The sequence below is a fragment of the Flavobacterium sp. LM4 genome (assembly GCF_002017935.1).
Lineage (GTDB): Bacteria > Bacteroidota > Bacteroidia > Flavobacteriales > Flavobacteriaceae > Flavobacterium > Flavobacterium chungangense.
In genome coordinates, this window is record NZ_MUFW01000002.1 from 258,481 (window position 1) to 278,459 (window position 19,979).

Sequence of the window (19,979 nt, forward strand, 5' to 3'; positions counted from 1 at the left end):
TTGAAATTAATACTGACCCGATAGAAAAAAGGTATTGTTAATTTACATAGATAAGCTATACTAAATTAACAATACCAAAAGATGTATATTTCATATTTCCAGATGCTTATTTTAAAATAGAATTCTAGAAAATAAATGCCATTTTACCAAGTAACACAGATAAATGACCAAGAAATTTCAACTCCTTTTCCTCCAGCTATAGCTTCCAGTTCTAACTCAGTTAGCTCCATATTAGCTGGATTTGCAGGAATATTGATATAAATTGCAGATGTATCTGTCTGATCTGTTACAATAACTTTTCTACCTTTTAGATCTAATGGCTGCCCAGATAATTTTTCGATAGCCTTAACAGGATCAGCAATTAATTCTTGTTTAAAAGATTCATCTGCCCAGCTTTTTTCGATGATAGTTTTTAAGTTTTTTTCTGAATTTGCTTGTGCTTGATTAAAGTCCATAATTGTATAATTTAAAGGTTAATTTGATTAATTTTTTATTTTATTTATTACCAGGTAACACAGATAAATGACCATGAGATTTCAACTCCTTTTCCTCCAGCTACGGCTTCTAATTCTAACTCTGTCAGCTCCATGTTAGCTGGATTTGCAGGGATATTGATATAAACTGCAGAAGTATCTGTTTGATCTGTTACGATAACTTTTCTACCTTTTAGATCTAATGGCTGCCCAGATAATTTTTCGATAGCCTTAACAGGATCAGCAATTAATTCTTGTTTAAAAGATTCATCTGCCCAGCTTTTTTCGATAATAGTTTTTAAGTTTTTTTCTGAATTTGCTTGCGCTTGATTAAAGTCCATAATTGTATAATTTAAAGGTTAATTTGATTAATTTTTTATTTTATTTATTACCAGGTAACACAGATAAATGACCAGGAAATTTCAATTCCCTTACCTCCTGCTACAGCTTCTAATTCTAGCTCTGTAAGTTCCATATTTGCTGGATTTGCAGGGATATTGATATAAGCTGCAGAAGTATCTGTTTGATCTGTTACAATAAGTCTTCTGCCTTTTAAATCTAGTGGCTGTCCAGATAATTTCTCGATCGCTTTAACAGGATTAGCGATTAATTCTTGTTTGAAAGAGTCATCAGACCAACATTTTTCGATAATAGTTTTTAAGTTTTTTTCTGAATTTGCTTGTGCTTGTTTAAAGTCCATGATTTTAATTATTTAAGGGTTAATTATTTAAATGTTCATTTATATTTTGATGTAATTTTTTAATGTTGGAAAAAGACTATTTACCAAATCTCTCCAAATGGTCTTTCCGCCTCCGGCAATTATTTCTAATTGGTCTTCTGTAAGTTCTATGTCTTCAATATTGGGTTCACTAGGGATATTTACGTAAACCTTAGATTTATCAGTCTGATCATTAATTACCAGTGTTTTTCCTTCAGGTAAAACAATCTTAGCTCCTGTCAGATTTTCTATTGCTTTTATAGGATCTGAAACAAGGCATTTTCTAAAATTAATATCTTCCCATGCTTTGGATATTATTAATCTTAAAACCTCTTCTTCTTTTTTTTGTTCCATGATTTATTTCCTTTTGTACAATGTAAAATTAGAACTCCATTACATTATAAAAATGCCAAATAAACTGACAAAAAATACTCATAAAAGTATTTCATCGATAAAAAAAGTATTTTTACCGATTAAAAAATCATTCTTTTCGACAAAATACATATTGATTTCTCCTTTTCCTTTAGCATAAATATTACCACGGTACTGAAATAAAAAGCATTCTTCATGTTTTATCAGATTATAAAGAGATTCACTTATATTGACTTTACCTGCTACTCCATTACTTTCTACCCTGCTGGCAGTATTTACGGTATCGCCCCATACATCATATTGGAATTTTTTAAATCCAACGATTCCGGCGACAATGGGACCAGCGTGTATACCGAGACGCATTTCAAAAGCAGGCTTATTTGTGATTGAATTTTGAATTTTTCTTTCAATCATAAACTCCTGCATCTCTAATCCTGCCAATACAATGTCTTTTAGGGAATCTTCATTTTGATTTGGTATTCCGCCTGCTGCCATATAAGAATCACCAATAGTTTTAATTTTTTCGATATTATACTTATCAGAGATTAAATCAAATGCTTTGAAACAAACATTGATTTCTTCAACAAGATCTTTAGGTGACATTTTTTCAGCAGTTTGCGTAAAAGATTTAAAATCAGTAAAAAGGATTGAAACCAAATTAAAATCGCGGGCATTGACAAAGCCTTTTTCTTTTAATTCTTCTGCGATTTCTTCAGGCAGAATATTTAACAACAGCTTTTCTGAACGGTCTTTTTCTATTTTTAAAGCTTCTCTGGATCTTCTAACGTAGTTTAACCTATTCCATAAAGCAATAGAAATCAACAGTATGAAACCCAAAGAAATTATAATGATGTTTCTTTGGGTTTCTTTTTTCTGAACTTCTTCTTTATGTTTAAGTTCTATTTTATGTTCTTTATTGACATATGCAATACTATCCATTAAGAGTGACTTTTGAAATTCCATGTTCAAAATCTTATTGGAGGTTTCTTCAGACTTTAAGCTGTCATTATATGCATTTGATTTCTCATAAAAATTAAGGGCCCCTGTAGTGTTTCCCAAAGATTTATAAGCTCCATAAAGACACTTACAAGCTTCTTTTTTTAAAGATAGGGCACCTAAATTTTCTGCAATTCTGAGTCCTTTTTTACATTTCTTTATAGCTATAGTATTCTTTCCTAATTGATTCAATATGCTGCCAATAGCTACTTCTGTAGTACCTGTATATTGTAAACTATTAATTTTTTGTGATGATTTTAAACACCAATTATAATATAATAAGGATTTCGTATAATCGCCCTGGATATTAAACAGTTCACCTAAATTGTACAGGACTTCTATTTTTTTTTGCTCATCACCTATTTTGACTGCGATAGCTAAAGCCTGACTAAAGTGATTATAGGCCTTAGAATACTGCTTTTGCATCATGTAGATTTTACCTGCCGCATTTAAATTATGGGAAATTCCTACTGAATCTTTTAACTCTTTGTAAATGGTATTGGCTTTTTGAGAATAAATCATAGCATTAGAATAATCCTTTATATCAATGTATATTCCGCCAATATTTTGGGTAATCGCAGCAATGATTTTTTTATCGCCAATTTTTTTTTGAATTTTTATTGCCTGATTATAAAACTCGAGTGCTTTTGGATAATTACCTAAGTAATAATGAACAGCACCCATATTATTCAATGCTGACGAGACTCCTTTTTTGAAATCAATCTTTTCACAAATTTCTTTACTGTTAGTATAATAAACCAGGGCTTTTGCATAATCTCCCTGATAATAATATGTTGTTGCAATTTTGTTCAGGACATTTCCTATTCCTTTTTGATCTTTGGAACTTTGGTATATTTTTAAACTTTTTTCGAATGAAACCATTGCATCCGGAAATTTTCCGGAGTCCTGATACTTTATTCCATTATTTAATAAACTGTCTGCAATTTTCTTATTATCAAAACGTTGTTTATTTGATACATTTATTTGCCCGTGTAATTTTATTCCGGCACCGAAAGTGAGAAAAAGAAAAAACAATAAGTAGATGTGCAAATTTTTCATATCAGTACTATTAAATTAAAAACGTATATGTTCAATGTACACATACGTTTTTTATCTCAACGGTTAAAATTCATTCCGTCTAATAATCATTTTACAATGATTGGAGGCGTCTGTCCGTCACCTCCTCCGGAAATAATGTCTAATTGTTCTTCTGATAGTTCCATATCATCTACCACTTCAACCAAATTAGGGTTGGAAGGAATATTAATAAATATTGTAGATGTATTTGACTGGTCATTAACAGTAATTGTTTTTCCATCCGGTAAATGAATTGGCTGTCCTAAAAAGTTTTCTAATGTTGAGACTGGACTGGTTAGTAAATTGCTCTTAAAAACAGGGTCTTCCCATGCTTTTTTGACAATAGATTCCAGAGTCTTTTGATCGTTAATAAATTCCATGTTTTCTATATTTTATGATTAAACTCATTCTTAACAATTGTAAAAGTATCAGCATTAAAGAATATAGAATTGCCAAATTGACTGACAAAAGATCAAAGAGCTTATTTATTACCTTTTTTGGTAGTCTTTTATAATTTCTTTTTTTATATACTATAGGCGGATTAATTCAAAAATGAAAAAGCTGTATTGAAATTTACATCCAATACAGCTTTTAAGTTTAATATTTAGAATTCTATCTGATGGTACTGAAGTAAAACTCAGGAAACGTTTTTACAGCTCTGTTGGTAATAATATCAAATACAATATTTGTACAAACTGCTGCTACCATCCAGGAAGCTACAGATAACTGTGGAGGAGAAAGTTCTCTGTTTTCAGCTTTATACTTTTCGATTATTTCCTCCAGCCATTCTTGTGGATTACCTGAATATCTCATATAATCAGAAACATAATCTACCACATTTACTTCATTAAAATGTTGGTTTGGTTTTTCTAAAATATTAAGCCCTTGGTTTTCTTTAATTACCAACACCAAGGCTCCCCAGCCCAGATTATAAGGATGCAGAACCGGAATTTTTTTCTTCTGGCATATAGAATCGAACAGCAAGGGCACTTCTGATACGAAATCTAAAGCATTAATCGCAATTTTATGACCCTGAATATAATTATCAAGATTATCGGGAGTTAAAAAACAATTATGTATCGTGATTTTAGCTTCCTTATTGATTGAGAGTAATTTTTCCTTAATTGCTTCTACTTTAGGTTTAGAGATATCTTTCTCAGTATAATTTTGTCTGTTTAAATTGGATAATGCTACAATATCACCATCAATTAGTGTGAGATTTTCAAAACCGAATCTAAGCAAACATTCTGCAATAACACTGCCAATACCCGCTCCGCCTAATAATATTGGAATTTCTTTTATTCTTTTTTGTTCCTCGTCTGTAATATAAAGCCTATTTCTGCTATAACGATTTTTCATATATTTTCTTACAAAAATAAGTAAAAACAATACTTTTTAAAGAATAAAAAAAGTTAAATATTTAAATATTAATCAGTTATACTGAATAAATTTCATCTTAACAATTAAATCTTGCTTTCAAAAGGCGATGCAGGTAAATTTTGTTTATTGTATAAATTAGCCTCTGAGGGGTTGTCAGCCCTGGCATATCTGACTTTTAAAGGGATTGGAATTGAATCACTCCAAACCATAATCTTATCGTTTATGATTTCGGCATTTGCCCACACAAATTTGCCATCGCCACCGGCGATGGAAAACCCCTTTAAAATTGCATTCTTTTTTTCTATCAAACCAGTTCCAATATCTGAAAAACTTAGTACCAATTTGTTTTGTTCCCGCTTCATGGATTTAAAAAGTGGTCCTGATAAAACTAATTTTTTTTCACCATAAACCATTTTTCTTGCCTGTAAAGCAAGCCTTTTGCCTACATCGTATTTGTTTAAGGGATGAATGTCATTCCACTCTCCTAAATCTATTGTCACCGCCATAGCTGTATTGGGAACATATAACGTTTTTTTTTGCTGCTGTCTTAATTCTGCCCAATTGCTTTCAACTGGTTCAGATTTAGGCTCCATATAATTTGCAAGCTGAACATATATAAAAGGAAAATTGCCCTGCTTCCATTCTGCCCTCCAATTTGTAATCAAGGTTTCCATTAATGCTGAATATTCTACCGGCTTTTTTGTGCTTGATTCTCCCTGATACCAGAGAACGCCTTTGATTGCATAATTTTTTAAAGGAGCAATCATCGCATTGTAGAGCCCAACCGGTTTCCATCTGATAAAAGTCTGTGACGGTAAAGGAAGCATTTTTGTTCCTAATTTGTACTTCCATATGCAGCTTAGGTTTAGAGAATCATTCCCATTCACTAATTGATATTGTTTATCCATGACAAAACCTCCCTTGCCTGAATTATTTATGATACGAATAGCAATTTCATTTTTCCCTTCTTTTAAAATATTTGAATTAAAAGAATATTTTCTGGGTGGATACAGATACGAAGTTGTTCCCACAAAATGAACATTTACAAAAACAGAATCGGCATCGACTATTCTTCCTAAAATAAGTTTAGCCGAATTCTCTTTAACTTTCTGGATTTTAAATTCTTTTCTAAACCACACAGCACCATTTATATTTGCTAAACCATTGTCTGCCCAATAACCGGGAACATGCATCGTGTTCCAGTCTGAATCATTCAATTCAGGATTTGACCATTTATTCTTTAAACCTTCATCTGTTTTATTCAGTAATTGATACCATTCGTTATTACTCTTTTTATCATTTGATTCAATTTGGTATATCAGGTTTTTGTCTTTAAATCTTTGATATTCCTGATAATACTCCGGAAATTTTTTAATTCCTTCTTAATTGATCCAGGATTCGGCCGGAGAACCTCCCAAAGCAGCATTAATCAATCCGATTGGAATTTTATACTTTTCATAAATTTCACGGGCAAAAAAATATCCAACAGCCGAAAATTACAAGATATTAACCGGAGTCACTGAAATCCATTCGCCAGAAGGATATTTTTTAATGTTATGGTATTACTCGATGAAAAAGTCATTTCGTATGGTCCACCAGCTTTTTGCGGAGGTAAAATAATCATCCATGTTCCGTCTTCAGCCGTAATGGTTTTGTAAATTTTACTATTAAAGTTTAATTCTATTTTTTCATTTGCAGCAGCCCAGCCCCAAATTTTCACTTTGGCATCCCGCTGTAAAATCATGCCGTCACTAATTAATCGAGGCAATTTTATTTGCGAATTAGCTGCAAAACTTAGAAATAGTATTGTGAGTCGTATTATTTTTTTCATTTTTCTTTTTGCTTTTACTTTCGTCAAACATTAAATAATCAGGAAAGATGTTACTCTAAAACCTACTTTCCCTAGAAAATTATATCTATTTTTTTTACACAGATTTAAAAAAAAACAAGCAGATTTTGAAAGATTTATTTCTAAAAATCAAATTTAATCTGCTTAAATCTGTTTGAAATTAAATTGAATCATGATATCCTAAAATTTGTTTTCTGTAAACTGTTAGAACACTTATTCATACATATATAATTTTATCTTTTGAATTTCATAATCGCCCACCGAAATTCTAAGATGTCTTCCCTGATGAGTCTGATCACCATTAAAGTGTCTTACAGTCCTCCATAAATCATTTTCAAATTTCCCCTGATCTGTTTTTAAAATCCCGGCGTTAAGAGCTGTGTTTTTTAAAGCTTTAAAAGTTACCACTACGCCTGATCCGGCAATGTAAAATTCATCCGTAGCGATTTCAATAATGATTGCACTTGACATAGGCCAGACTTCTGCTTTTGCTCCATCAGACCAGTTTAAGGTATAATCATGTTTAAATGTAAACTCGAAATTACCCAGTTTAATTATCTGTAATTGATTTTCTTTATCTAATAAAACACCATCAATTTTTCCTTGTCCTTTATTCGCTTCAATGACAGGAGTCAATTGTTTAACCAGATTATAAATGTTACCAAGCGGTTCTTTTTTAGCATCAGCAACAGATTCGATTGAGAAAGGCGAAAAACCAATTGCTTCATAATGGCCAATAGCATATAATCCTTTAAATGGAGTGCTTTCGTCAAAGCGATGCTCCGGAATAAAAAGTGGATCTCCCTGACGGGTAAACAAATCATTCCAGTGTTTAAACAAAGGATTATAAAAATCCGGTGAAAGTAAATCAATTGAAGTTCCTGCAGCTTTCCAGATATCCATCAAATGTGGTAATGGGCCTGCACTTGGATATTCTCCAGGTTTTTTCTCTGGAGCATTTAAAGCAGCATTTACAAATAAAGGCAATGCATACGCATATTTTCCGGCTTTAGCGATTTTATTAGTGAATTTTGCAAAATACCAGGCCATGAAAATTTCGTCTGTGTGAAGACCTTTTCCAAATATCTGCTCCCAGTTTCCTGAAGTTTTAAAACCGTTCTTTTTCCAGATTTCCAGGAACTCAGGAACCAGTTTTTCTTTGTTTTTCTGCATGTATTTCAACAATTCATCAGGAACTGGCTTATTAAAAGCTTCGTTTGCCCATACACAATAATCCCTTGCTGTAGGCAGCATTCCGATTTCATTTTCAACCTGAACCATTATGACCGTTTGTTCTTTTTGATCAAAATCTTTAATATGACTCATTAATTTTTGAAAAGCTTTTAAATCGGCTTCTAAATTATTTTCGCTGAACGGCGTTAAAATCTCATGACTTTTACCTTTATCATCCTTAACTCTTGGATATTTCTTCTGGTTTAATTTGACCCATGCCGGAGCATGGCTCGACATACTGTTTTTCCATGATCCGAACCAAAGAAATACCAATTTCAGATTTTCTTTCCTTGCTTTAAGAATCAGGTCGTCCACCAAAGAAAAATCAAATTTGCCTTCCTTAGGTTCTATGAGTTCCCAATAAACCGGAGTCAATACGGTATTCAGATTCATATCAGCAAGTTTAGGCCAGATAGGTTCCATGCTCTCCATGCTTGTAGCAGAAGAATTCCCTAATTCACCTCCTCTTATAATAAATGGTTTATTATCGACAATTAATTGAGTCCTATTGCCTTTTTTTTGAAGATGGGGAATTTTTTCCTGAGAAAATCCGAACTGGAAAACAGTTAACAATAATGTGGGTACTATTATTTTAGAAAATCCAATCATTCTAAATTTTTTAAAAATTAATTTATCATTTAAATAGTGTTTGACGTATCAAAAACAAATAAGTAATCCATGATACAAATCCGTTTTGCAGATTTATATTATGGATTAAATTACAATAAAAAGACTTTATTTCTGAAGTTCTCCTGAAAAGTCTTTACTCACATCTTTGCCGGCAAGACCATCTGCTACTACTTTATAGGCATGTTTACGTTTATAGCTGGTATCCCATACGTTTGGAGATTCATTTGGTAACCAATATTCATGTTCTTTTTCGTTATCAGATACTCCCCAAATGGTTATTCCATATTGTTGAGCAGCTGGAATGTATTTTTTATAGGAATCAATAACATACTGGTACATGGCTGCCTGATCTGCTAATTGTACAGCTGTAGGACTCTTTGTTCCTAAGCGAATATCCAGCTCAGAGATTTTTATTAATTTTCCTGAAGCCGCTAATTTTTGAAACATCTGATCAATTTTGGCTTTATCAGTTGTTAAAGAAATATGCATTTGTGTTCCTATTACATCAACAGTAGCTCCTTGATTTTCAATATATTTAACGTAGTTAATTAATCCATCACATTTGTCCAGTCTGGATTCTAAATTATAGTCGTTTATAAATAATTTATCTGTAGAATTACCATATTGACGTGCTAATTTAAACGCTTTTACCGCATAATCTTTCCCTAGATATTTTCCCCAGTAAAATTCATCATGTGCCATATCAGTAACAACACCATCACGTAAACTTCCATCTTCTTTTACTGGTTCGTTTACTACATCCCAGGCATGAACATCATTTTTAAAATGCGTCATCATTTTTGAAATCCAGTCAGTCATGGCTGCATCAATCAGTTGTGTTTTTTCTGCATCTGTTTTTTCAATAGTAACAGGCCCGGTTGCACCCGTAGAAGAGTCTGCTGTTTTCAATCCTCCAATTTCAATTGGAGCTGAAAAACGGGCTGTTAAATATACCTTTATTCCGTAGGGTCTGAATACATTTGCCAAAGCTTGAACTTTCTCTAAATATTGAGGCGTTAAGATTAAGGCATTTGCATTTACATTAGTCAAAACGGTTCCGTTAATACCAACAGAAGCATTTGCACGGGCATAATAAATATAACGCTGATCAATAAAATCAGGTAATTTTTGCCAGTTCCATAAAGAAAAACCTGCATAACCGCGCTGTCTAAATTATCCCAATGATTTAAAATTCTAATATTCGTTTTTGGAGAATCAGCAATATTTAAATCCTGAATTGATTTATTGGTTTGAATCAACCTCAAAAAATTATAAACACCATACAAAACCCAAACCTCTTTTTTACCGGCAATTAGAATGTGTTTCTTGTTTTTCAATAAAATGGTTTTGATGATAAATCCTTCTTCGTTTATTTTATCAAAATCAGAGCTTTTTAACCTTTGTATTTCAGAATTTAATGCTGCTTTTGAGCCTATAATTATTTTGTTTTCTCCTTTAATTTCTGAAAGAACATCCGGTTTTTTCCAGCATGTTAAAAATTCCTGTTTCTAATTCTTTTGTTGAAATCTTAGCCGTTTCAGAGTTTTCCAAAGAAACAATTCCCTGTAACTTATTTTTATTCTGAAGCAAGTGTAGCGTTTGTTATCTGATCATATTGCAGCCATAATTTATAATCCTTTTGAGCTATTGCAGAAGAGGAAATAATAAATACAAGGAAAATTAATCGCAATGAAAATCATCTTTTACTAATTTATTCTTTTTAAAAACATTTTGAATTGAATTAATGCTTAAATAATATATTTGATTAAATTTTACCTTAAAAAATACATTATCATAAACAAAAAAATAAAAACAATCGGTTGCATAAAAAATATACTATTTGTGTTTAAAGAAAAAAAAATTTACTGCAGTTTTTTAGTTATTATTTACTAATTGATAAATTTAAGGAATTGGAAACAGATAAATTGAACAATCTGCATAATGGCAATTGCTTATCTTTTACTGGTACTCTGGTACTCTGGTTTTCGAAAATTCACTCAAGAAATTGAGAATGTTTTTTGTTTTATTAATCAATATAAATCACATTCAATTATCATCCTGAACGCAGGCGAAGGACTTAAAATCCAAAAAAAAATAGATTTCCTTTACATAAAAGCTCATTATAATGATTTCTTCAATATAATTTTGAATTTTTCAATTTGTCGTCTATGTCGTAAAACATGTACAATTGCATGCTCTGTCATTTGTTCAATATCATAAACTTGTCCCCAGGGAGTAGCTATTTTTTTATTATTGTCAAATTCCTCAAGTTGATTATCCTGAATAGTTCTAAAAGTCTCGATTGTGAAGGCTAAAAAACGATTTAAATCAATGTTATATTCCTTTATTGTAAAACGAAGCAAATCATCAGGATACTCTACTTTTTCTCCTAAAAACTGTCTAATATCCATTGCATAACAAAATCCGGAACACACAACATGTGCTAAGATTGTTTGTATGGATTTACAATTCGAATCGTTTGTATTATCATCAATAATTTTAATTAATTCAATATCAGAAATATCAGAAATTAGTTGTTGTAATTCAGTAATTGCCTTTTCATATTCGTCAAGGAGCGCCCCTGTTGCACCATGCCTGTAAATTTTAGTCATCAAATTGCTGAATTCATTTTTGTCTGTTATCATATAATAAAAATCAACGGATAAGATTTAGTCGTATCACAACAATAGTACAAAAAACATGTAAAACTATAATGCCAAAAAATAATTTAAATGTTTCCTTCGACCCAATTCAGTGCTTTATTAAATTCTTCTTTTTTAAAACCACGAAATTCTCCCGGAACGACATAGCTAAATCCATTAGTAAATGAAATAATTTCTTCAGTATCCGTAACAATAGCAGCTCGGTTCCATTTTCCTAAATGTTTCAATCCAATTAACGCATCCTGCAGCCATGCTCCTGCCGTAAAGTTTCCAATATCAGTATCTAATACCAATAAAAAATTAATTTCATTGATTCTTTTTACCAAATTATCTATGGCAGGAACAACAGCTGCCTGAAAATCTTCCTTTGTTACTTCTGCAAGCGCTCTAAAAGCCACTATATTGTCTGCAGTATCAATTATATGTATCATATTTATCTGTTTTTTAATTATTTCACTTTCAAATTTAGACTACACAAAACAGATCGGTTTATATGTTGTCTTTTAAATTTTATAAAATATCTATCTCATCAATATCAGTCAGGTGAGACTCATTAAATTAAAACATGCCTATGAGCAAATTGAAACTTAATTTCAGTTAAGTTTTTATAATAATTTATCTGTAAATACAACTAAACTATTTTAAAAAAATTACATTTGAAAATCCAAATCTATATTTAAAATTATGTTCCAAAAAAGAAATTTTCTTCATCTTCTCGCGACATTGATTATCTTATTTTATAACGTAAATGTGAGTTCGCAAACGTCATCTCCAAAAAAAGAAAACCGTTCAAAATTATTTGAAGAAACTACTACAGACAGCGATTATTTAATGGCTATTGAAAAAGCCGGTGAGGTAATGGAATCAGCTTATAACGATGCCGATTTTGACAGTGCATCTCATCATTTGTTTGGCGAAATTAAAAGAACACAAGGCAAACTTGACCTTATTCTGGCAAGCTTAAAGGGCGCTAATACAAATGTACGTAACCAACAAATGTATCATACGGTTCTACAAGAATTACAGCTGCAATTGGATCAACAGAATGCAGCTATTAATTTGCGTAACCAGAATCTTGAAAAAATTAAAAGCCGATTTATCGAACTCCGAAAAGACAAAACACTAACCGGGCTTTTAAAAGATACTATTCGACGAAAACAGTTTAAAAAAGAATTTGCGAATCTTAAAAAAAGATACCTCGCGACAGACAGTCTGATGACTAAAAATCAAGGGATTTTAAACACGAAGAAAAGACTAACAGTACAGCGAAAAATTGCAGTTTCAAATGCTTTGATTACAGTCGAAAACAATCTTGAAAAGTCAGGAATCAGCATGCTGCATAAAGAATATCCTTTCTTGTGGAGCATCAATGAATCTATTCCTAAAAAAGCGATAAAACAAAATATAGGAGCCAAAATAGTAATTGAAGAAAACGTTGCTGGTTATTATTTGAGCTATCGAACCGGAGGATTAATTACGCTGTTATTTTTTATGGGGCTTTTGGCCTGGTATATTTCCCGTAATTTAAAATACCTCAATGCGAACGGATATAACGAAAACCTTTCTTCTTTTAATTTTAAATATTTAAACAGAGGTGTGATAGTGCCTGTTGGAGTCATTGGGCTCAATATTGCCGTTGTCAGCAATTTGTATGCTCCTGCGCTATTTTTAGAATTACTTCATCTCTTATTACTTGGATTTTTGACTGTACTTTTTAAAAATAAATGGTCAAAAATTTCCATGAAAAATTGGCTATTCCTTTTGGGATTATTCTTCACACTTTGTTTCCTTGATCTTTTTATAGAGGTTGGTTTATTACAGCGATGTGCTTTTATTATCATTAATATTTTAGGAATTCGCTATGGTTTGGTGCAAATCAAAACCCTTAAAGATCAATTATATATCAAAGGTTTTTTTAAATGGGCCAGTATTATTTTTATCGGATTAAATGGTTTGTCTATACTTTATAATCTTTTTGGACGAGTATCGCTTTCCAATATGCTGAGCTTAACCTCTTTTATTTCGCTTACGCAGATTGTGGCATTGAGCGTACTTTTGAAAATCATTTTAGAGATCATTATTTTACAGATCTATACGACCCGAATTAAACGTGGTTTCGAAAAGATTTTCGATCATGAAAGTTTGTCTGATACGCTAAAAAGGCCATTTATTATTGTAATCAGCTATATGTGGCTTGTGGTTATTGCCTCCAATTTAAATATTTGGGAATCGCTTCGATCTTCTTTAGGTAACTTATTAAGCCATCCCAATACTATCGGAAGCATTACTTTTACTTTAGGAAACATAGTTTTGTTTTTTATTATTATCTGGATTGCTCATTTGCTTCAAAAATATGTAGCTTACTTTTTTGGTGAAATTGAGGATGAAAACGAAGAAAATGTCAATAAAAGACAGCATTCAAAATTACTGATTACCAGACTGCTTGTATTAATTGGCGGTTATTTATTGGCCGTAGCCGCGTCCGGAATGCCTTTGGATAAATTGAGTATTCTATTAGGTGCCTTAGGCGTCGGTGTTGGACTTGGTCTTCAAAGTGTGGTGAATAATTTTGTATCGGGTATAATTTTAATATTTGACAAACCAATTCAGGTGGGAGATGTTATTGAAATAAGTTCTGAGTCTGGCCGGGTAAAATCTATGGGATTGCGAACTACAAAAATCAATGCTCCAAACGGTGCTGAAATCATTATTCCGAATGGAAATTTATTATCTCAAAATATCACTAACTGGACATATACAGACAATTTTAAACTGGTTGAAATTTCAATAGAAATTAGTGGTGATACTACTCCGGATGAAATTAATATAATAATATTGGACGCTCTAAAAAGTTTAGCTTTGATTAACTTGGAAAAAACGCCTCAAATTTATTACAGCGCCATTTCTGATGGAAAATATAAAGTATTGGTAAAATTCTGGTGCAGTATTTATCGTACTGAAGAAACGATAAGCAGTGCGCGTCAGGTTCTCTTTAGCAATTTTAAAGCTAAAGGATTGACTTTTTCAACTTAACAAATGAATTTTCTAAAATCAAAAAACGCCTCAGTAATTTGAGGCGTTTTTCATTGTTATATTTTTAAATCAATTAGTGGTGACCATTATGCTTATGATCCTGACCCATGTTAGAATTTCCTTTAGATTTATTTGAATTATCGTTTTTAGGATTCCCTTTGTGTGAATTCTCTCTATTATACTGTTTATCGTTTTTGATAGGTTTATTTCCTCTATTTTTTTGAGGTTTACCATGATATCCTTTTGGGTAATTGGCTCTGTGTTTTTTATGATAGGTATAAGGAGAATTTCCTTTATAATCATTCAACACTACTTTATAACCACTATACAAATCATATTGTCTGTATTTTACAGGAAGTCTTCTTTCGCGAATCCATTGTCCGTTATTAACATAAATATACTGACTTTGGGAAACATCATAATAAGTATCAATATCCGGTAAATAATAATACCTGCTGTCATCGTTTCCTTCTGGTCCCCAGCTGGGAGGTGTTCCAATATTTACATTAATTGAAACCTGTGCATGAGCAAAAAATACACTCATAAAAAGCACTAAGGTAAGTACTGATTTTTTCATCTTTTTTGTTGTTAAATATTAATTTGATTTAACTATTGCTAAAGTAGTGCCAAAATATGGGTTTATCACATTCATTATACAAAAACGTGAAACCAATCGACGAATACCACTTTTCAACTGATATGCTCACCTGTTTTTAAGAAGCTAATTCCCGCTATCCGTTGCAATATTTTGTGGCGAACACCGCCACAAAATGATTTTCACTTCTATCGGGGCTAGGGCAATCGTTTTCATAAGAATACTTATCGATACATTTTGTCGCTTCTTCATTTAAATCTTTGCGAGGCTTCTGCTAAAAAAGCATATTACTAATAAAAAAAGCGCCTCAATTACTGAGGCGCTCTTCGTTTAACAAATTTTAATTTAACGATAATGATGAAAATTCTATTTCCAGCCACCACCTAAAGCACGATACAAATCAACAACTGCTTGTAATTTTTGTAAATTATCATTGATACCGCTCAATTGAGCAGCCAATAAATTTTGTTCTGATGTCAATACATCTGTATAATTGGTAGCCGAACTGTACTCTAAAAGCTGCTGCGTAAAATCGACTGCTTTTTCTAAGGCTGCAATTTGTTTTTCTCTTGAATCTTGTTTTTCAACCGCCATTTGATAAGCGTATAACGCATTAGAAACTTCCTGACCTGCTGTCAAGAGACTCTGCTGAAAATTATTATAAGCCTGCAATTGCTCTGATTGCGCTGTTGTTAATCTCATTTTATTAAGCCCTTGATTAAATATAGGCTGGGTCAGACCTCCAACTATCGAATAAAAAATCGAATTGGTAAAAAAGTCTTTCAATTCTAAATTAGAAAATCCACCGCTTGCTGTAAGGGTCAAACTTGGATAGAAATTGGTTCTTGCCAGGTTTGTAGATTCAAATGCAACTCTAAAATTAAATTCTGCCTGACGAACATCCGGACGATTCTGCAATAATTGAGAAGGTAACCCAATTGCAATATTTTCAGGAATAATCTGTGTTCCTAACTCCCCTCTTTCTATTGGCCCAGGTGCTTGACCTAATAAAATATTAATGGCATTTTCAGTTTCACGAATGCTTTGTTTCAAATCCGGAATCAAAACTTCTGCTGCATGTTGGTTGGCTTCGCTCTGTACCACTGCTGCTCCTGTAACAATTGCGCCTTCTTTTAAAGCTTTAATTGTTTCCACATTTTTAACGCGGCTTTCTAAAGTTTCCCGTGTGATTTTCAATTGTTTGTCATACGCTAATAACAGAAAATAGTTATTTGCAATATCTGAAATCAACTGTGTCTGCACTGCCTGCTTTGCAGCATCTGTAGCTAAATACGAAGCCAAAGCTGCTCTTTTAGAACTGCTCAATTTTCCCCAAATATCCGCTTCCCAAGAAGTACTTAAGCCTAGTTTATAAGTCGTTGTTAATGTGTTGATCGAAGCGCCCCCAAAATTTAAAGAAGCTTCAGATTGTTTACTATGTGTGGCACTTGCATCCAGACTTAACGTTGGATAGTACGCCAATTTACTTTGACGCAACGAAGCTTGTGCCTGAATAATATTCTCAATAGCATTTTTCAAATTAAGATTATTATCTAATCCTTTTTGAATCAATGCGTTTAGTTTTTCATCTTTAAAAACACTCTGCCACGGCATATTGGCAATCGTAGTAGAATCGGCTGAAACCTGATCACGATACAATTGATCTGTTTTTAAAGTTGTGGGGCGTTCGTACTTTTTGGTAACTGAACATGCACTCAAAAGTACGGCTGTCAGCACTAGTAAAATATATTTATTTGAACTGTTAGTCATCTCTGTTTTAATTAAATTTTACTCTTTGTGAACTTCTATTAACTGAATTTCATCCTCTTCATCTCCATCATCATAACCATCTTTTGCTGGACCGCTTACTTTTTCTTGTAAAGTCTGGAAGATAATAAACAAAACAGGAATAACAAATACTCCTAAAACGGTTCCGATTAACATTCCTCCTACTGCACCAGTTCCGATTGATTTGTTTCCTACTGCTCCGGCTCCTGAAGCAAACATCAACGGAACAAGTCCTAAAATAAAGGCGAACGAGGTCATTAGAATTGGTCTTAAACGTGCTACAGCTCCTGCAATTGCTGCCTCTACAATAGGCAATCCTTTTCGTCGTCTCTCCAATGCAAATTCAACAATCAAAATTCCGTTCTTCGCCAGTAATCCAATCAGCATGATTAAGGAAATCTGCAGGTAAATATTACTATTTAATTTGAAAATAATCGAAAACAAATACGCTCCGGCCAATCCGAACGGAATGGAGAATAATACTGCAAAAGGCAGAATATAACTCTCATATTGTGCACTCAATAAGAAATAAACAAAGACCAAACACAAGATAAAAATGAAAATCGTTTCACTTCCTGATGCTAATTCTTCACGCGTTAAACCAGAGAATTCGTATCCGTATCCCGCAGGAAGATTTTCTGCCGCCACTTCCTGAATCGCCTTAATAGCATCTCCAGAACTATATCCCGGATTTGGCGCTCCTGTAATCGAAATTGAAGTAAACAAGTTAAATCTTGAAATCGATTCCGGTCCAAAAACTCTAGTCATCGTTACAAATTCCGTAATCGGAGCCATATTTCCTGCACTGTTTCTCACGAAGATTTTGTTCAACCCCTCGGTATTGGTTCTGAATTCAGGAGAGGCCTGAATCATGACACGGTATTGTTTTCCGAATTTATTAAAGTTAGAAGCATACAAACCTCCATAATACCCTTGCATCGTTGACAAAATCGAATTGACTGTTACACCTGCATCTTTGGCTTTAGCCAGATTAATATCCATCATATATTGAGGAAAACCTGGATTAAATGGAGTTGTCGCATATTGTATTTCAGGACGTTTTGCTAATTTTTCAAGAAAATCAGTATTCACTTTAAAGAATTCTGCTGTCGAGTGTCCTCCTTTATCCTGAAGCTGAAATTCGAATCCTCCACTTTGTCCAAACCCCTGGATGGTTGGCGGAGAAATAAAGAAAATATTAGCTTCACGAATTCCGCTTGTTTTGGCAAAAAGCTGACCAATAACTTCATCAACACTTAAGTCACGTTTGTCCCACGTTTCTAATTTTACAATAACCATACTGTACGCACTTCCGGCTCCTGCAGTAAAGTTTTGTCCCACAATACGAAGCGTATTTTTAACTCCCGGAATAGTATTCGCAATACTATCTACTTGCTTGGCTATAATATCAGAACGTTCCATAGAAGCCGATGGCGGTAAACTAATATTCGCAAAAACAGTACCCTGATCTTCTGCAGGAACGAAAGCAGATGGCGTAGTTTTCATCATATAAAATAAGGCTGCTCCTGCTATAAGAATAGAAACCAAAACAATCCATTTTTTGACAGAAAGAAAACTTACCGAACGTTTGTACCTATTGGTTACATTATCAAATGCAACGTTAAACGAGGTATAAAATCGTTGCATAAAACTTTTATGTTTATGATCGTCAGCATGCGGTTTTAAAAGCAAAGCACATAAAGCCGGACTTAAAGTCAAAGCGTTTACAGCCGAAAGAATAATCGCAACAGCTAATGTAATACCAAATTGCTTGTAAAAAACTCCTGTTGATCCTGTAATAAACGTTACCGGAATAAATACGGCGGCCATTACAAGCGTAATAGAAATGATCGCTCCGGAAATTTCATCCATCGCATCAATAGTGGCTTTTTTAGATGATTTATAACCGTGATCAAGTTTGGCATGTACCGCCTCGACGACAACAATGGCATCATCGACGACAATACCAATAGCCAGTACCATCGCAAAAAGCGTTAATAAGTTAATTGTAAATCCAAATAAATTCAGGAAGAAAAATGTTCCTATAATCGCCACCGGAACCGCAATTGCCGGAATTAATGTTGATCTAAAATCCTGAAGGAAAATAAATACTACAATGAAAACCAAAATAAAAGCTTCTATCAAAGTGTGAATTACTTTCTCAATCGAAGCATCCAAATTTTCGTTAACATCAACAAGCAGTGTATATTTTATTCCTTTCGGAAAATTCTTTGCTGCTTCTTCAATCAGTTTTTTAGAGTTATTGATTACATCACGGGCATTGGATCCGGGAGTCTGACTAATTGACATTGCTGCTGATTCTACACCGTTTGTCTTAATTGTAGAAGCATAACTCAGAGATCCCAGCTCTACTTTCGCTACATCTTTCAATCGCAGTATTTGTCCGTTACCAACCGATTTTATTACTATATCACCAAATTCCTCAGCATTTGTTAAACGTCCTTTATATTTAATTACATATTGAAAAGCCTGATTTCCGTTTTCACCAAATTTACCTGGAGCAGCTTCTATATTCTGTTCTGCCAAAGCAGCCGAAATATCACTCGGAATCAATTTATATTGCTGCATGATATCCGGTTTTAGCCAGATTCTCATTGAATAATCCTTTGATCCAAAAACGGACACATCTCCAACTCCAACAACACGCTGAATTTGCGGAACAAGGTTGATTTTGGCGTAATTTTGAAGAAAAGTCTGATCATACGCTTTATTTTCGCTGTATAAAGAGAAAATCAATAAATTACTACTCTGACTCTTTGTAACCGTTACACCCGCCTGAGTTACCTCTGAAGGCAATAAACTCGTTGCTCTGGAAACCCTGTTCTGCACGTTTACCGCCGCTAAATCAGGATTTGTACCCACTTTAAAAAAAATTTTGATAGAAGCACTTCCATCATTTGTTGCAGTAGAAGTCATGTAGGTCATGTTCTCTACACCGTTAATCTGCTCTTCAAGCGGAATTACAATACTTTTCAATACCACATCAGCATTTGCTCCGGTATAACTTGCCGAAACGTTTACTGTTGGCGGAGCAATATCAGGATACTGCGCAATTGGCAATGCTGACAGTCCTATTAGCCCCAAGATGACAATAATAACAGATATTACTGTCGAAAGAACAGGTCTTTGTATAAAAATTTTAAACATCTTT

Annotated in this window: 17 protein-coding genes and 1 pseudogene; 1 reads left to right on the forward strand and 17 read right to left on the reverse strand. The window is 33.1% G+C overall.

The features are described from left to right. Nucleotides 1–143 precede the first annotated feature (143 nt). The 14 genes and pseudogenes from BXU10_RS15055 to BXU10_RS15115 form a co-directional block, all read right to left on the reverse strand. Nucleotides 144–455 carry an NHLP leader peptide family RiPP precursor gene (locus BXU10_RS15055; protein WP_078228154.1) on the reverse strand — a complete coding sequence of 104 codons (312 nt, stop codon included), beginning with the start codon at nucleotides 453–455 and terminating at the stop codon, nucleotides 144–146. 47 nt (nucleotides 456–502) lie between these two features. Then, on the reverse strand, nucleotides 503–814 hold the full coding sequence (locus BXU10_RS15060) for an NHLP leader peptide family RiPP precursor (RefSeq protein ID WP_078228155.1): 312 nt from the start codon (nucleotides 812–814) through the stop codon (nucleotides 503–505). Nucleotides 815–861: 47 nt separating this feature from the next. Continuing rightward, nucleotides 862–1,173: an NHLP leader peptide family RiPP precursor gene (locus tag BXU10_RS15065; protein ID WP_078228156.1), complete on the reverse strand. Its 312-nt coding sequence runs from the start codon at nucleotides 1,171–1,173 to the stop codon at nucleotides 862–864. Between the two features lie 39 nt (nucleotides 1,174–1,212). Then, a complete protein-coding gene (locus tag BXU10_RS15070; protein WP_078228157.1) occupies nucleotides 1,213–1,545 on the reverse strand; it encodes a TOMM propeptide domain-containing protein in 333 nt (110 codons plus the stop codon). 78 nt (nucleotides 1,546–1,623) lie between these two features. After that, complete coding sequence (locus tag BXU10_RS15075) at nucleotides 1,624–3,618, reverse strand: adenylate/guanylate cyclase domain-containing protein (protein WP_078228158.1); 1,995 nt, start codon at nucleotides 3,616–3,618, stop codon at nucleotides 1,624–1,626. Nucleotides 3,619–3,704: 86 nt separating this feature from the next. Then, nucleotides 3,705–4,016: a hypothetical protein gene (locus BXU10_RS15080; protein ID WP_078228159.1), complete on the reverse strand. Its 312-nt coding sequence runs from the start codon at nucleotides 4,014–4,016 to the stop codon at nucleotides 3,705–3,707. Nucleotides 4,017–4,248: 232 nt separating this feature from the next. Next, nucleotides 4,249–4,995: a ThiF family adenylyltransferase gene (locus BXU10_RS15085; RefSeq protein WP_078228160.1), complete on the reverse strand. Its 747-nt coding sequence runs from the start codon at nucleotides 4,993–4,995 to the stop codon at nucleotides 4,249–4,251. Between the two features lie 104 nt (nucleotides 4,996–5,099). Further along, complete coding sequence (locus tag BXU10_RS15090) at nucleotides 5,100–6,392, reverse strand: sialate O-acetylesterase (RefSeq protein ID WP_369803414.1); 1,293 nt, start codon at nucleotides 6,390–6,392, stop codon at nucleotides 5,100–5,102. A 140-nt stretch (nucleotides 6,393–6,532) separates the two neighbouring features. Continuing rightward, complete coding sequence (locus BXU10_RS25290; RefSeq protein ID WP_223255471.1) at nucleotides 6,533–6,847, reverse strand: hypothetical protein; 315 nt, start codon at nucleotides 6,845–6,847, stop codon at nucleotides 6,533–6,535. A 231-nt stretch (nucleotides 6,848–7,078) separates the two neighbouring features. Then, a complete protein-coding gene (locus tag BXU10_RS15095; protein WP_078228161.1) occupies nucleotides 7,079–8,707 on the reverse strand; it encodes a DUF5597 domain-containing protein in 1,629 nt (542 codons plus the stop codon). 126 nt (nucleotides 8,708–8,833) lie between these two features. Continuing rightward, a complete protein-coding gene (locus tag BXU10_RS15100) occupies nucleotides 8,834–9,637 on the reverse strand; it encodes an endo-1,4-beta-xylanase (RefSeq protein ID WP_223255496.1) in 804 nt (267 codons plus the stop codon). 42 nt (nucleotides 9,638–9,679) lie between these two features. Then, nucleotides 9,680–10,188: pseudogene (locus BXU10_RS25295) on the reverse strand (alpha-glucuronidase family glycosyl hydrolase); the annotation flags it as partial. Nucleotides 10,189–10,848: 660 nt separating this feature from the next. After that, on the reverse strand, nucleotides 10,849–11,373 hold the full coding sequence (locus tag BXU10_RS15110; RefSeq protein WP_223255472.1) for a DinB family protein: 525 nt from the start codon (nucleotides 11,371–11,373) through the stop codon (nucleotides 10,849–10,851). An 83-nt stretch (nucleotides 11,374–11,456) separates the two neighbouring features. Beyond that, a complete protein-coding gene (locus BXU10_RS15115) occupies nucleotides 11,457–11,822 on the reverse strand; it encodes an STAS/SEC14 domain-containing protein (protein ID WP_078228163.1) in 366 nt (121 codons plus the stop codon). Between the two features lie 253 nt (nucleotides 11,823–12,075). On the opposite strand from BXU10_RS15115, the gene BXU10_RS15120 reads away from it, so the two are divergent. Beyond that, a complete protein-coding gene (locus BXU10_RS15120; protein ID WP_078228164.1) occupies nucleotides 12,076–14,424 on the forward strand; it encodes a mechanosensitive ion channel family protein in 2,349 nt (782 codons plus the stop codon). Between the two features lie 73 nt (nucleotides 14,425–14,497). Here the strand turns inward: BXU10_RS15120 and BXU10_RS15125 are convergent, their stop codons facing one another. The 3 genes from BXU10_RS15125 to BXU10_RS15135 form a co-directional block, all read right to left on the reverse strand. Further along, nucleotides 14,498–15,001, reverse strand: coding sequence for a hypothetical protein (locus BXU10_RS15125; protein ID WP_078228165.1), 504 nt, complete (start codon nucleotides 14,999–15,001; stop codon nucleotides 14,498–14,500). A 384-nt stretch (nucleotides 15,002–15,385) separates the two neighbouring features. Next, nucleotides 15,386–16,789 carry an efflux transporter outer membrane subunit gene (locus BXU10_RS15130; protein ID WP_078228166.1) on the reverse strand — a complete coding sequence of 468 codons (1,404 nt, stop codon included), beginning with the start codon at nucleotides 16,787–16,789 and terminating at the stop codon, nucleotides 15,386–15,388. Between the two features lie 18 nt (nucleotides 16,790–16,807). Continuing rightward, entirely contained in the window at nucleotides 16,808–19,975 is a 3,168-nt protein-coding gene (locus BXU10_RS15135; protein ID WP_078228167.1) for an efflux RND transporter permease subunit, read from the reverse strand. Nucleotides 19,976–19,979 lie beyond the last annotated feature (4 nt).

What these genes read in the sequence shown, in the direction of transcription:
- BXU10_RS15085 (WP_078228160.1), bottom strand. Translation starts at nt 4,995, where the DNA reads ATGAAAAATCGTTATAGCAGAAATAGGCTTTATATTACAGACGAGGAA.
- BXU10_RS15115 (WP_078228163.1), bottom strand. Translation starts at nt 11,822, where the DNA reads ATGATACATATAATTGATACTGCAGACAATATAGTGGCTTTTAGAGCG.
- BXU10_RS15110 (WP_223255472.1), bottom strand. Translation starts at nt 11,373, where the DNA reads ATGATAACAGACAAAAATGAATTCAGCAATTTGATGACTAAAATTTAC.
- BXU10_RS15095 (WP_078228161.1), bottom strand. Translation starts at nt 8,707, where the DNA reads ATGATTGGATTTTCTAAAATAATAGTACCCACATTATTGTTAACTGTT.
- BXU10_RS25290 (WP_223255471.1), bottom strand. Translation starts at nt 6,847, where the DNA reads ATGAAAAAAATAATACGACTCACAATACTATTTCTAAGTTTTGCAGCT.
- BXU10_RS15065 (WP_078228156.1), bottom strand. Translation starts at nt 1,173, where the DNA reads ATGGACTTTAAACAAGCACAAGCAAATTCAGAAAAAAACTTAAAAACT.
- BXU10_RS15125 (WP_078228165.1), bottom strand. Translation starts at nt 15,001, where the DNA reads ATGAAAAAATCAGTACTTACCTTAGTGCTTTTTATGAGTGTATTTTTT.
- BXU10_RS15120 (WP_078228164.1), top strand. Translation starts at nt 12,076, where the DNA reads ATGTTCCAAAAAAGAAATTTTCTTCATCTTCTCGCGACATTGATTATC.
- BXU10_RS15080 (WP_078228159.1), bottom strand. Translation starts at nt 4,016, where the DNA reads ATGGAATTTATTAACGATCAAAAGACTCTGGAATCTATTGTCAAAAAA.
- BXU10_RS15070 (WP_078228157.1), bottom strand. Translation starts at nt 1,545, where the DNA reads ATGGAACAAAAAAAAGAAGAAGAGGTTTTAAGATTAATAATATCCAAA.
- BXU10_RS15060 (WP_078228155.1), bottom strand. Translation starts at nt 814, where the DNA reads ATGGACTTTAATCAAGCGCAAGCAAATTCAGAAAAAAACTTAAAAACT.
- BXU10_RS15130 (WP_078228166.1), bottom strand. Translation starts at nt 16,789, where the DNA reads ATGACTAACAGTTCAAATAAATATATTTTACTAGTGCTGACAGCCGTA.
- BXU10_RS15055 (WP_078228154.1), bottom strand. Translation starts at nt 455, where the DNA reads ATGGACTTTAATCAAGCACAAGCAAATTCAGAAAAAAACTTAAAAACT.
- BXU10_RS15075 (WP_078228158.1), bottom strand. Translation starts at nt 3,618, where the DNA reads ATGAAAAATTTGCACATCTACTTATTGTTTTTTCTTTTTCTCACTTTC.
- BXU10_RS15135 (WP_078228167.1), bottom strand. Translation starts at nt 19,975, where the DNA reads ATGTTTAAAATTTTTATACAAAGACCTGTTCTTTCGACAGTAATATCT.